This window comes from Kerstersia gyiorum (genome assembly GCF_004216755.1).
GTDB classification, from domain to species: Bacteria; Pseudomonadota; Gammaproteobacteria; order Burkholderiales; family Burkholderiaceae_B; genus Kerstersia; species Kerstersia gyiorum.
In genome coordinates this window covers 330,253-343,519 of record NZ_SGWZ01000001.1, presented here as the reverse complement: position 1 = coordinate 343,519, position 13,267 = coordinate 330,253, and the positions used below count along the sequence as shown (strand labels likewise).

Annotated in this window: 10 protein-coding genes; 3 read left to right on the top strand and 7 right to left on the bottom strand. The window is 63.4% G+C overall.

Going from position 1 to position 13,267, the window contains the following annotated elements; all coding sequences use genetic code 11:
• Window positions 1-148: 148 nt before the first annotated feature.
• Window positions 149-1,516 carry a metal-dependent hydrolase family protein gene (locus EV679_RS01440; RefSeq protein WP_130486367.1) on the bottom strand — a complete coding sequence of 456 codons (1,368 nt, stop codon included), beginning with the start codon at window positions 1,514-1,516 and terminating at the stop codon, window positions 149-151.
• A 388-nt stretch (window positions 1,517-1,904) separates the two neighbouring features.
• Between EV679_RS01440 and EV679_RS01435 the strand changes: the two genes are divergently transcribed.
• Both EV679_RS01435 and EV679_RS01430 read left to right on the top strand, forming a co-directional pair.
• Window positions 1,905-2,774 carry a methylenetetrahydrofolate reductase gene (locus EV679_RS01435; RefSeq protein WP_130486366.1) on the top strand — a complete coding sequence of 290 codons (870 nt, stop codon included), beginning with the start codon at window positions 1,905-1,907 and terminating at the stop codon, window positions 2,772-2,774.
• Between the two features lie 105 nt (window positions 2,775-2,879).
• On the top strand, window positions 2,880-3,335 hold the full coding sequence (locus tag EV679_RS01430; RefSeq protein WP_130486365.1) for a nuclear transport factor 2 family protein: 456 nt from the start codon (window positions 2,880-2,882) through the stop codon (window positions 3,333-3,335).
• A 152-nt stretch (window positions 3,336-3,487) separates the two neighbouring features.
• Here EV679_RS01430 and EV679_RS01425 read toward each other — a convergent pair whose 3' ends face one another.
• The 3 genes from EV679_RS01425 to infA form a co-directional block, all read right to left on the bottom strand.
• Window positions 3,488-4,780 carry an O-acetylhomoserine aminocarboxypropyltransferase/cysteine synthase family protein gene (locus EV679_RS01425; protein ID WP_068373297.1) on the bottom strand — a complete coding sequence of 431 codons (1,293 nt, stop codon included), beginning with the start codon at window positions 4,778-4,780 and terminating at the stop codon, window positions 3,488-3,490.
• 306 nt (window positions 4,781-5,086) lie between these two features.
• Window positions 5,087-5,593: a nucleoside 2-deoxyribosyltransferase gene (locus EV679_RS01420; protein ID WP_130486364.1), complete on the bottom strand. Its 507-nt coding sequence runs from the start codon at window positions 5,591-5,593 to the stop codon at window positions 5,087-5,089.
• Window positions 5,594-5,644: 51 nt separating this feature from the next.
• On the bottom strand, window positions 5,645-5,911 hold the full coding sequence (gene infA / locus EV679_RS01415) for a translation initiation factor IF-1 (protein WP_068373303.1): 267 nt from the start codon (window positions 5,909-5,911) through the stop codon (window positions 5,645-5,647).
• Between the two features lie 102 nt (window positions 5,912-6,013).
• Here infA and EV679_RS01410 point away from each other — a divergent pair, with 102 nt between their 5' ends.
• A complete protein-coding gene (locus EV679_RS01410) occupies window positions 6,014-6,403 on the top strand; it encodes a hypothetical protein (protein WP_130486363.1) in 390 nt (129 codons plus the stop codon).
• Between the two features lie 124 nt (window positions 6,404-6,527).
• Here EV679_RS01410 and EV679_RS01405 read toward each other — a convergent pair whose 3' ends face one another.
• From EV679_RS01405 to EV679_RS01395, 3 genes are read right to left on the bottom strand one after another with little or no spacing between them, the layout of a single operon-like run.
• Window positions 6,528-8,609 carry a choice-of-anchor tandem repeat GloVer-containing protein gene (locus tag EV679_RS01405; RefSeq protein WP_130486362.1) on the bottom strand — a complete coding sequence of 694 codons (2,082 nt, stop codon included), beginning with the start codon at window positions 8,607-8,609 and terminating at the stop codon, window positions 6,528-6,530.
• Window positions 8,610-8,628: 19 nt separating this feature from the next.
• On the bottom strand, window positions 8,629-10,425 hold the full coding sequence (locus tag EV679_RS01400) for a choice-of-anchor tandem repeat GloVer-containing protein (protein ID WP_130486361.1): 1,797 nt from the start codon (window positions 10,423-10,425) through the stop codon (window positions 8,629-8,631).
• Between the two features lie 51 nt (window positions 10,426-10,476).
• Complete coding sequence (locus EV679_RS01395) at window positions 10,477-12,966, bottom strand: TonB-dependent receptor (protein ID WP_068373316.1); 2,490 nt, start codon at window positions 12,964-12,966, stop codon at window positions 10,477-10,479.
• Window positions 12,967-13,267 lie beyond the last annotated feature (301 nt).

Genomic DNA, 13,267 nt, shown 5'->3' with positions numbered 1-13,267 from the left:
AGCAAAATGGATTGAAAACACTTATCGCCGAACATCCCCCGGCATCTGGCGCCGGGTACTGCGACAACGGTCAGCGGACTACTGAAACAGCCCGAGCGCAGGGCTACGCACCCTGCAACCTCCCTCCGGGCCAGGTGAAACAACGGACTTACAGGGAACTTTTGTAAATTTTTCCGTCCTTCATGATCAGCCTGAGCGATTGTTCCGGCTGCGTCAGGAAGTCCAGGCTGGTGGCAGGGTCGCCATCGACAACCAGCAGATCCGCCATGGCGTCCTGGGCCAGGACACCGACTCTGCCCGGGTAGCTATTGCGGTCGCCGGACAGGCCGATCAGTTCGCCGTTCTGCCCGGTGGCGATGCGCAAGGCCTCGAGCGGCGCATAGAAGCGCGTCATCTTGGCCAGCATGTGGCCATGGCGAGGCAAGGTCGAGGGTGAGAACAGGATGTCGGTGCCCCACGCGGTGTTGACCTTCAGGTGCTGGGCGAATTCATAGGCGCGTACCGTGCCCTGCGCCACCATTACCTGCTTGGCATGGCTGCGGGGGTCCGCATGCGGATTGGCGTCCTCGTCGCCCAGGAAAGGCTGCAGGCTCCACCAGACGCCGTTATCGGCCATCAGCCTGGCGGTCTTTTCATCGGTCAACTGACCGTGCTCGATGGAACGGACCCCAGCCTGGATGGCGCGCTCTATACCCGCTGCGGTATAGACGTGCACCATGACATAGGTGCCCCAATCCCGGGCGGCCGCCACGCCGGCGCGCAATTCCGCTTCGGTGAACTGCAGGCTTTCCAGGGGGTCGTACACCGAGGTCACGCCGCCGCCCGCCATAATCTTGAGCTGCGTCGCGCCCAGCATCAACTGCTCGCGCGCACGACGCAGCACGGCATCCGCGCCATCGGCCAGCACGGACATGCCGGCGCGTTCGCCATGGCTGGGCAGCCCTGCATTTTCCGTGATGTCGTAGCGCATGCGAAAGTCGCCATGGCCGGAAGTCTGGGAAATCATGGCGCCAGACGGGAAAATGCGCGGCCCGAACACCACGCCTTCGTCGATGGCGCGCTTAAGCGCGAAGCTGGGCCCGCCGGCGTCGCGTACCGTCGTGAAGCCGCGCATCAGCGTATTCTGGGCTTCACGCGCCGCGACCAGATGCAGATAGGCCACGTCGGCCATCATGGCTTCCATCTGCGATACTCCGCACAGGGTGGAATGCCAGTGCGCGTCGATCAAGCCGGGCATCACGACACGCCCGCCGCAGTCTATGATCTCGACATCGTCGCCCAGGGTCTCGCCGGCCGGGACAATGGCCTGAACCCGGTCCCCTGCAATGCGGATGTTCACGCCGTCCTGCAAGGTGGCGCTGATGCCGTCGAACAGGCGCAGCTTGGTCAGCACTATCGGCCGCTGGCTCAACCTGGGGCTATCGGAGAAAGCGCTATCCGCACGGAAGCTGAGAAAAGGCGCTGCGCTGGCGGCAGGGCCGCCCGAGGACGCCCGCTGCGTGAGGTCGGCTGCCATGCGCCGGTAGGCCCAGTGCGCCACGGCACTGACGCACCCGCATCGACACGATCGGGAATGGGATGCCTGGCGTCCCCCCAGCCTCGAGGAGAATCCACGCCCATTGAACGCATGCGACAAATACATCAGCCCAACTCCTTGTCTATTCAGGCCTTGCATTGCAGATGGCGGCGTCAGCCGGCGGGCGTGGCGCGCTCATGCGCGATACCATGCAGGCACCAAACGCTGCGCGAGGTACCCGGTATCCATGACGCCAACGGCAACACCGGTGATAAGCAACAAAACCATCCGTGACGTCTTATTTCAAAATCTGACACTATCTCCAGCTTATCCTTTATTACCTCGAAGTATCTTGACAGATTGTTTCAGCGCTTCCGGCGCCCCTTTCATGACGCAGCACACCTGTTCTTCCTCGCTTGCCGCGCAGCCGGCACAACCGCTTCTGCAGGACTATTCCCTGGAAATGACTGCCAGGGAAATCCGCTCCCTGGCAGACATCCGGACGCTGGCAACGCCCGGCACCAGGGTCAACATCACCTTCCTGCCCAATGAACAGGATGCCGACAGGCTGCGTGCCGCGTCCCTGGTGCATGCGCAGGGCCTGATTCCCGTGCCGCACCTGGCGGCGCGCCGGATTCGCTCGGATACCGAGCTGCGCACCTATCTGGCCCGGCTGCGCGAGCAGGCACCGGCCCGGCACACCTTCGTCATTGCCGGAGATCCGCCGCGCCCGGCGGGGCTCTATGAAGATGCCCTGGCACTGATCCAAAGCGGCCTGCTGGCCGAATACGATATCCGCCATGTCAGTATCAGCGGCTACCCGGACGGCCATCCCGCCATCCCCGCCGACGTCCTATGGCGCGCCCTGCACGCAAAGCATCGCGCACTGGCGCTACAGGGCCATGACTGCGAAATCATCACGCAATTCGGCTTCGAGGCCGCGCCCATCCTGAACTGGCTGGAGCGCCTGCGGCAAGAAGGCATAGAGGTACCGGTGCGGATCGGCGTGGCAGGGCCGGTGGGCGTGCACAAGCTGCTGCGTTACGCTGCCGCCTGTGGCGTGGGGGCTTCTGCTGGTATTCTGCGCAAGTACGGCGTCTCGCTGGGCCGTCTCTTCGATACGGCCGGCCCGGGCATGCTGCTGCAAGACTTGCAGACTGGGCTGGAGCCAGCCCGACACGGCGTCGTACGGCTGCATTTTTTCCCGTTCGGCGACATGGAAAAAACATTGCGCTGGATTCTTGCGCAGGCGGCCTGACACAGGCGCCAACCAGGCTTGCGGCCTGTCGCCAGGCCATCCGGCGGCGCGGTCCCGGTCTGCTGCCTGTCCAGGCCCGCGCGTTCCACCACCAAGGAGACAAAGATGACAAAACAATCACTTCCGCCCCTGGATCAGTTACTGATCAAGACGGCATGCCGCGAGCTGCTGTTGCATACGGCAGCGCTGGCAGACCAGGGGGATTTCCAGGCGATGGCGGCGCAGTTCAGCGCCGATGCCGTCCTGCAACGTCCCGGCGGCGAGCCGCTGCAGGGCCGCCAGGCCATCCTGGACTCCTACCTGGCCCGGCCCGCAGAGCGCATCAGCATGCACCTGATCCTCGGCACCCGTTTCCTTTCGGTCCAGGCGGATCGCGTCAGCGCCATCACCCAGGTCCAGCTCTGGAATGCCCTCTCGACCGATAGCCCCGGGCCTTTCGGCCGCCCCGCACGGGGACGGGAACTGGTCGGTCATTTCAATGATGAATTCCGCCTGGAGGACGGCGCCTGGAAAATCCAGCGCCGCGAGGCCGGCTTCGACCTGTTTCTGGATATTCCCTGAGCAGCCAGGGCCGTTGCGCCACCCTGGCGCCACGGCCCATCATGCAAGATGCCCCTGGACCTGCCGGCAAAGTGCCGCAGGTCCAGGGGCATCTTGCGTCTTGGCGCAGTCCTACGGCCCATCGGGCCGGAGACTTGCGCCACCGCTGTGATTTACACCGCAGCCAGGGCTTGCTCGAGGTCGGCAAGCAGATCGTCGATATGCTCGATACCAATGGACAGGCGCACGGTTTCTTCGCGTACGCCAGCCTTGGCCAGCTCGTCGGGGTTCAGTTGGCGGTGCGTAGTGGAAGCCGGGTGCGTCGCCAGCGACTTGGCATCGCCGATATTGACCAGGCGCGTGAACAGCTTGAGCGCATCCTGGAAACGGGCGCCGCCATCGCGGCCGCCCTGGACACCAAAAGTCATCAGGCCGGGAACGCGGCCCTTGAGGTATTTCTGCGCCAGGGCGTGATCCGGGTGATCTTCCAGGCCGGCATAGTTGACCCATTCCACCTTCGGATGCTGCTTCAGGAAGCGGGCAATGGCCAGTGCGTTATCAACGATGCGGTCCACGCGCAGTGCGACGGTTTCGATGCCCTGCAGAATCAGGAAGGCATTGAAGGGAGAAATCGCGGCGCCGGTATTGCGCAGCGGCACGACGCGCGCGCGGCCAATGTAGGCAGCCGCCCCCAGAGCTTCGGTATAGACCACGCCGTGATAGCTGACATCGGGCTCGTTGAGGCGGCGGAAGCGTTCTTTGTGCTCGGCCCAGGGGAACTTGCCGGAGTCGATGATCGCACCGCCCAGCGAGGTGCCGTGGCCCCCCAGGTACTTGGTGAGCGACTGCACCACGATGTCCGCGCCGTGTTCAATAGGGCGCAGCAGATAGGGCGACGGCACGGTGTTGTCGACGATCAGCGGCAGGCCGTGGCTGTGCGCCACTTCCGCAATGGCGGCGATGTCGGTGATATTGCCCAGCGGGTTGCCCACGGACTCGACGAAGATGGCCTTGGTGCGCTCGTCGATCAGGCTGGCGAAGGAAGCGGGGTCGGCGCCGTTGGCGAAGCGGGTCGTGATGCCCAGTTGCGGCAGGGTATGCGCGAACAGGTTATAGGTGCCGCCATACAGCGTGGAAGCCGAAATGATGTTATCGCCAGCTTCGGCGATGGTCTGGATCGCATAGGTGACCGCAGCCTGGCCCGAGGCCAGCGCCAGCGCAGCAATACCGCCTTCCAGGGCAGCCACGCGCTGTTCCAGCACATCATTGGTGGGGTTCATGATGCGGGTGTAGATATTGCCCTTGACCTTCAGGTCGAAGAGATCCGCACCGTGCTGGGTATCGTCGAAGGAATAGGCAACCGTCTGGTAGATGGGGACGGCCACGGCATGCGTGGTCGGCTCCGGCGTGTAGCCGGCATGGACGGCAATGGTTTCAAACTTCCAGTTATCGGACTGCTGGCTCATGAAGGATAGTCTCCGGTCTATGCGAACACGGCTGCCATCCCCGCCTCATCCCTGACAGGGTTTCAGGCGACAGCTGCCGTACAAACCCGCATCTTGCTCAAAGCCAGGCCAGATGGCAACCGAAAGTGCCATATATGTACATAACAATTTTTCATTAAAGCCCGGCAATCCTAGAATTTCTGGGAATATCGCTTATCCCAGCCCATCCAGGCGCTTTCGTATCATTGCCGCCATCCGGGCAATTCTCGTCATTGGTACCAGCCTGGCATCCGGCGCCAGCCAATGCGGCAGGCGCGGAAACTCACCTCAGCCAGCGCTGCCTACCGCCTGCGCAATACGCTGCAGGCATTCCCTGGCATCGCCATGAACGATCTGGATGCGGCAGGCCAGCATCAGGTTCAGCGGCAGGCCGAAATCCTCGATGACATACCCTTGTGCGTCGATAGGCCGGCCAGCCTCGTCGGGCTGCCCGGGAATCTGCGCCAGCAAAGGCCCGGTCTCGTGGGTATAGCCCCAGACCGGCTTGCCTTGCGCCACGGCATAGCCTGTCTCGAACACCGTACCGGAATCCGGCTCATGACCACGGAAAGGGTTGAGATTGGCCATGACCATGTCGGCCGAGTCGATCAGGGCGAGATTGGCCGCGCAAATCCACTGCGCCAGCGCCAGGCCAGACAGGTCCCCGGGCGCCTGGTTATCCAGCGGATACAGTCCTTCCAGCCCAAGGTCGGCACATGCGGCCTTGAGGCTCGCCCCGTGCACCAGGGCATCGGGACGGAACACATCGAAACCTGCGAGATAGATTTTCATCACTACGGTCCTGCATTGCCGGGCGAGACACAAATGCCTCCCGGCACGACATCATCAACGGTGATGATAGTTGCCGGCGGGCCGAGGCGGCGCGCTGCGCTCGTCCTTGTGGCGGAAATTGATACGGCCCTTGGTCAGGTCATACGGCGACATTTCCAGCGTCACCCGATCACCAGCAAGAATACGGATACGGTGCTTGCGCATACGTCCGGAAGCATAGGCGGAAACTTCAACGCCATTGTCCAGTGTCACGCGGTAGCGGCTGTCCGGCAGGACTTCGCCCACGACACCATTCAATTCAATCAGCTCTTCCTTGGCCATGGCAGGACTCCTTCAGAAATAAAACGACTGCGACGGGCGCGCTATCAGCGCAGCCTTTCCCGGCATCAACGGCAAATACAGTGTTCGGCCAATGGCTACGGAATGCAAGGCAACAAACCCTACACCCGGCTCCAGGCCGTCACAGGCAGAAGAAAGTGGAAAACACGCCGACACCAGGAACTGGCGGACCGGCGCGGCTGGCAAACCCACGCGTGCGGCAACATGCCGCTGTCTGGTCGTCGCGGCGGCACGGTCGCAGTCAGCGCCACCGGAACAGAAGCCGAACGCATCGCAAGAAATACCCGGGGACTGCTCGCAGACTGTATCAGTTCCCCCTGGATGAGCCAGGGGATACAGGCGGCGCCCGGGCGAGCGATGCTCGATCAGACAAAAAGAATGCTTTTCAGGGTAACACGATCACGTGAAAAGGGCCAGGCCCTGACCATCCACGGCCAGCCCGGCCACACGCCCGCACGCGTGGCCCCCTGCTGATCCCGGCCAGCTGCCCGTTGGCCGGGCCGCAGGCTGTTGTTATTGTCGCCCTCGTTACAGCCCTCGTTGCAGCCCTCGTTGCGGCGTTTGTCGCGGCACCTGCTTCCCCCGGCACGGCGCGCCATCAGGCCTGCTGGTAACGCCGGCGCCATCCCAGCGCGGCCAGCAGGGGCAACAGCCCCAGGGCCAGGGCGCCGCCGTTGCCGCCATCGGGCTCGGGCGCCGCGGCAGCCACGACAACCCGCACCGTGGACAGGGCATTGCCACCTTCGCCCGTGCAGCGCAGCGTGTAGTTGTGCTCGCCTTCGGCAGGCTGGATCGACAACTCGCCCGCCGCCGCCTGCTCACCGCTCCACGCACCACTGGCCTGGCATTGGGAAGCATCACGGACGCGCCAGCGCAGCATGGTGGTGGCGCCCGGCTCAAGGCTGGCAGCATCGACGGCAAACTGCTCGATCACCGCAGGCAGCGTGATGCGGACCTGCACGCTTGCGTTGGCATCCGCCCCCGCACCCCGGCAATCCAGGCGGAAGGAGAATTCACCACCGGCAGACGGTGTCACGGTTTCACTGCCACTGCCGGGCTTGTCGCCGCTCCAGTCACCTGAAGCCGTGCAATCCAGGGCATCGACGGTTTTCCAGTCCAGGGTAATGCTGCTGCCCAACGGTGCCACGACTGGCGTGGCCGTAAACGCCTGGATCACGGCATCGGCAGGCGGCACCACCTCCACCGTCGCACTTTCCTGCACGGTGCTGCCATCATGGCCTGTGCAACTGAGCGTGAAAGTATTGAATCCAGGCGTGGTCGGCGTGATCACCTCCGTACCGTTGCTGCCCCGCTCGCCTTGCCAGGCACCGCCCGCCGTGCAGGCCGCAACATTGTTGGCCGCCCAGGCCAAGGTGGTGTATTGGCCCAGGTCGATGCGGTCCGGCGCCGCGCGGAACAGCGTAATGACCGGGGGGTCGGCAGGCGGCACGTAACCGGTATCCACAGCATAAACGGAGCCCTGGTACACCCCGCCCCACTCCCCGGCCGTATTGCCATACAACTTGCCGTCGTGGCCCAGCGTCAGGTTAAACGGCGTCTTGCCATCTACATCCGCCTTGAAGGCATGCAGGGACTCGAAGCCACCGTTTGGCTCATCCATCCGGGTCGTGACGATACGGAACAGCGTCCCGTCGCCATGGGCGCCGCCCGCAGCCGTCGTGCCATATATATTGCCGTCGGGCCCGGTCACCAACCCGCCCGCTGCAATCTTGCCATCCTGGCTGGCCGCATCATCGAAGCCATGCAGGATCTGGAAACCGGTGCCGTCCTTGCGGATGCGGTATAGCGCGCCATTGTCATGCGGCCCCTGCATCGAAGTGCTGCCGACCAGCCAGGCGCCGCTTTCCGCCAGGCCTGCCGCATTGCGTGGGCTGCCATAGTCAGGAATGACAGACCGGTATTGGGCAGGCTGCCCCTGCTCGGCGGTGAAATGATGCAGCACCTGGAAGTCCGCCCCATTGGGCCGCAGACGGAAAATCGTGCCCACATTGTTGTCTCCCCCCTGGCCTGCCACGCCATAAAGCCAACCATCCGAACCAACGATGACTACCGCCGCATTGCTGCCAGTCTCCGGGGTCATCTGATGCACAACCGTGAACGCCGATTGATCAGCCGACAGCCGTTTGATTGCGCCTTCGCGCAAACCGGTACCGACGGAACTCCCACGATCCAGCACATACACGTTGCCGGCGGCATCCACCGCCATATTGCCGGTTGCCTGACTGATTTTTGCCGGCCGGTCCACCTGGGTCGGCGCCAGCACTTCCGAGGCCGTGCCACTCTCATCGAAACGGAACATCAGCCCCATGCTGGTACCGCCACCGATATAAGTCGCGCCGTAAATATTGCCATTCTGATCTGCGACCGTCGAGGTCGCCATATTCGGCAAGCCATACTGATGCGTCATGATGCCGTCAGGCAACGCGTATGTCGTGTAGCCACTGCCATCAACGGCCATTTCCCAGACCAGCCCTTCGGCCAGACCATGCAGCTTGCCGTCGCGGCCCAGATGCACGCTGCCAACCGTCTGTGAGGCGCCACTTTCATGCTTGAAGGCATGGAGATGCGTGACGCTGACCTGCTGCGCCTGCACCACCGATGCGCCCACGATCCATGCGCAGGCGGCAAGTGCGGCGCAGGCAATGCGTAATCTCGTCATATCAATTCCCTGTCTATATTTACTCGGACCTGCGGCGACTACCGGTATGGCGCGTGGCCAGCGGGTTGCGATTGCCCGTCAGACCCAGCAATGCCAGCAGCAGCAGCACGGGCCAGGCAAGCGCGCCGCCACCGTTGCCGGCTTCGATGTGTTCGCCGGTCGTCGGTACCACATTCAGATACTGGGCCGCTGTGAAACGCTGCGTCGGTTCGGCGGTATTGCGGCAGGACACGACATAGCGGTATTCGCCCGGCGTGGCGGGCATGACTTCCAGCTCACCGCTGGCCGGAATCGCACCCGGCGCCGGCCAATCGCCGCCGCCTTCGCAGTCATCCGCCTGAACCGTGGCCCAGCGGAACTTGGCCCATTGGCCAGCCACAATCGTGTGCGGCTCCGGAAAGTTCACCACGGTGCTGTCTTTATCACCCGAGGCGACCAGCGTGAAAGTCAGCATCGGCGCAATGGCGTCGCCAGGTGTGACGGCGAACAGCGTTCCCTGGTCGAATTCGCCACCGGTGTCGGTCACTCCATACAGACGGCCATCCGGCGCCAGCGTCAGGCCTCCCCCTGGCGCAGCCCCTTCCAGCAACTTGCCATTGGACAGGCCTGCCAGCATATGAATGACTTCATAGGTGCCATCGCCCTTCAGGCGGAAGATAGAGCCCGTCCTGCTGGTTGCGCTGGCCTGGTTCGAGCCACCACTCGGAAATACGCCATAGAGATTGCCATCGGCCCCCGGCGTCAAACCGATGGGCATGATGCCGCCGCCGGGGTCATTGACCGGCAGGACATAATCCGTCTGCGTCATGCGCCGCTCCGCCGCGAGATAGCGGTTGAACGTCGCGCCGAAGCCATCCTGCCCGGCGTGCTGGGCATTCAAATGCGTAAAAACAAGATCATCGCTGCCAGCCTGGCGGTACAGGTTGGTGATGTAGCTGCGGCTGTCCGTGCGCGCCAGGCGCGTCAGGACACCAGTCGTGCGATCCACTGCATACAACGTGTCGCCAGCGTTGGCGACGGCATGGTTGCCGACCTCATTGCTGAACGCCCCGAACAGTGATTTGCCATCCTCCGACAGCACCAGCGTCCCGCCCAGCCGGATGGTGCCGAGATCCAGGACGGGATCACGTTCCAGGGTATGCAGCAGCTGCACGCCCTGCTCCGGCACGAACGCGAAGATCGTGCCGTTGCCGGCAGCACCGCCACGCGCCGTGGTGCCATAGAACGTGCCGTCCGGCGCCAGTGTCAGTACCGATTGGGGATAGCTGCCGACCGGGCTGTCGGCGGCAGCAGGGAACGAAAACACGGTTTCTATGCCCTGACCGGGCCGGTAGCGCAACAGCTGGCCCGCCTGTTCCGCGCCGCCGAAGAACGTGTTCCAGTACCAGTCGCCCCGGGCGTCTTCCACGGGTGCCGAACACATCGACCCAAGATCGGAACCGCGGCTGACCGGCAGACTGCCGCCATTGGCCTGAACACTGCCCAGCTCTTCCTGGACGCCACTGGCAGGGTCATGCCGGTACAGGGCGCAACTGACGAGAAGACGAACACCGCCTTCCGCCGTGCCTGAAAATTTGATTTTCAGCCCGTAGAGTTTGCCGTCGCGCCCCAGCGTCGGGGCCAGTGAACCCGTCAGTACACTACTGGCAGATGTGTTGGCAGCGTCGAAGTGATGACGGACTTCGTAGACAGTGGGCGCCGCGCTGGCAGCACCCATGCCGCCCAGCAACAGCGCCAGGCTCAGGCCGGCTACGCGTCCGGACCGGCGGCAGGATGACGTCGTGTCATGCATGATGGGGTTTCCTTGTTTGCGCATGAAGTGCCGGCCTCCACCCCTGCAGGGTGAAACCGGCACAGCGGCGTTTGGTCAGAAGTTGTAGGTCAGAGAGCCTTTGATGCTGCGTCCCGGCGAAGGCAGGCCATTGAAGTTCATGGCGCCGATGTAATACTTGTCGGCGATGTTCTCTACGCTGATGCCCAGCTTCAGGTGGCGCGTGGCGTCGTAGCTGCCGAACAGGTCGACGATTTCATAGGGTTTCCAGTACACGCCGTCGTTGTACTGGTTGGCATCGGTCATGCCGCGGCGCGTGTCGGCACGCAGGCGTGCGCCCAGCACCAGCTTGCGCTCCAGCAGCCGCACGCCCACGGTGGCGGCAATACTGCGCTTGGGCGGAATGAACGGCGTGGTGACGTTGATATTGTCGCGGCCCGGGTCGCTGCTGCAAACGCCGGCATCGCAGAACAGCATGCGGTCGAACTGGTTGAAACTGAATTCGGCGAACATATAGCCCAGGTCCAGCTGGGCCTGCAATTCGACACCGCGCAGCGTGGCCCGGTCGATGTTGGCGAACTGGTACGAATAGGCGTAATCAGCGCGATAGCGGAAGGCATTGCGCAGGATGTAATCGTCATAGCGCGAATCGAAGCGCGCCACTTTCAGCCGCAGCTTGCCCTCGCTGGGCAACCAGTCGTCCATGATCAGGTTCAGGCCGAATTCGTGCGTACGCGCCACCTCGGGCCGCAGATAGGGATTGGGCAGGTGATAGATGCCCCATACCGCGCCCCCGCCTGCCGTTTCCGACAAGGTCGGCGCCCGCTGGCCTTCCGCATAGCGCGCGAAGAACTGCACACCCTCCACCGGAGTGATGCCCAGTGCAGCGCTGGGATTTACCCGGCCACCACTGCGGTTCAGTGACAGGGTGTTCACGCCCTGCCCCACGTAGCGCGAAGCATAAGTGCCTTCGGAACGCAGGCCGAAGTAGTCGGCACGCAAGCCGGCGTCGAGCTGCAGCCACTCGTGATAGGCCAGGCTCGCCTGCGCGAACCAGCCACCGATATTACGTTTGCCGTTGGCCGTCAGGCCTTCCCGCCCCAGACCGGTTCTCGGGTCGGTCGTCGCGCCGCTGGAATGTGTATCGGCCTTGTCCTGGTAAAACTCCCCGCCGACGTTCAGCGTCAGCAGGTTGTCGCCCAGCGGAAGACGCGCCGTATTGCTGATCTCGGTACCCACGGTATGCATGTCGTAATGCTCGCCGAACATCTCGTAGGACGTCCGGTTGGCCGCCCGCCAGAGGTTGGCGCGGACATCCCACCAAGGGTTGTCCACCGGATTCCACTGATAGCGCAGCGACAACGTATTGGCACTGACATGCTGCTCGGGAAAACCAAGTTCTTCATCCGCCGCAGCCCCGCGCGCCCAGCTGACGAATTCGTTGCGGTAATACGTCGCACCGGCCTCCAGGCTGTGTGCCGCATTGATCCTGTACTGCGCCTTGAACAGGCCTGACACCATGTCCTGATGGGTCAGCGGGACTTCGCTGCTGCAATCGTCGATGTCCTGCCCGCGCGAGTTGCAATACGGATAGCCATCTTCCGGCACACTACGCGTGCCGGTATGGTAGTTGTCGCTCTTGCGGCGCGATACGCCACCCGTCAGCGCCAGACCGCTATCGAGCCGGATGGCACCAGCCACCATGCCGGCGGTGTTGTAGCCATTATCGCCATGAATGACGCGCAGGCGCCCGCCCCGGCTGGCATCGCCCTCAAGCAGGTCATCGGCATTCAGGGTGCGCAGGTTCACCACGCCGCCCGTCACTCCGGCACCATGCATGCCGCCGGTAGGGCCTTTCTCGATATCCACGCCGCCCAGCAATTCCGGGTCGATATAGACGCGCGACATCTGCCCGCCGTAGCCAGCGTAGTTCGATGCATTCTGGCGCGTGCCGTCGACCATCATATTGATGCGGCCCGGCCCCTGAATGCCACGGATGTTGATGTTGTTGATGCCGGGGTCCTGGTTGCCATCCATGACATAGACACCCGGCTCGCCCTGGAAAATATCGCGGGCGCTGGTCACCGGCACGCGGTCCAGCGCTTCACGGGTCACGACGCCCACCGAACCCAGGGCATGGAAAATCTCGTCCCTGGGGTCATAGGCAGCACCGGTCACCTCCACCGCACCCAGCGTCGTCACCGCGCCCTGTGGCAAGCGCCGCAAGGTATAACCATCGGCCGTCGGGATGGCTTCCAGGCCAGTCCCGCGCAAGGCGTCGCTCAGGGCGGCAGCGCCATCCCGCGCGCCCTGCACGCCCGGACTATGCACACCACTCACCAGCGCGGCGGGATACATCAGCAAAATGCGTGCCTCGCTGCCCAGGCGGGTCAGCACGTCAGCCAGTTGCCCGGCAGGAATGTCGTAGTGGCGTTCCGCCGCGATACCAGCTTCCTGGGCGGAAGCTGGCGCTGGCGCCAACGGCGCCAGCATCAACAGCAACAGCGTCGTCAGCAGCGTGGGCTGCCAGACACCCGGCACGACACGCGCACGGGCCTTCCGTGTGGCCTGAAAACCTGAGTCCATCGTCGATTTCCCTCGTTCATGGAAAATTTAAGAATTTGCGTTCTCATCTTCCATGCCACTCAACCCGGGAAAAAAGAAAACAGATTTCGGCTGCTGTTACAAAATCGTGTTCAGGCCACGGACCGCCCCCCCGCCAGGGATGGCATGCCGTCAGGCGGCCACGCCTGGGCCGCGCGCATACGGATCGCATCGGGGTCGCATGCAGGCTGCATATAGGCTGCATATGAACCGCATATGGCAGGCCAGGCAACATGGCGGAAGGTCGGTCAAGAGGGTGTGCTGCGGCAATGGGAGTGCTGCG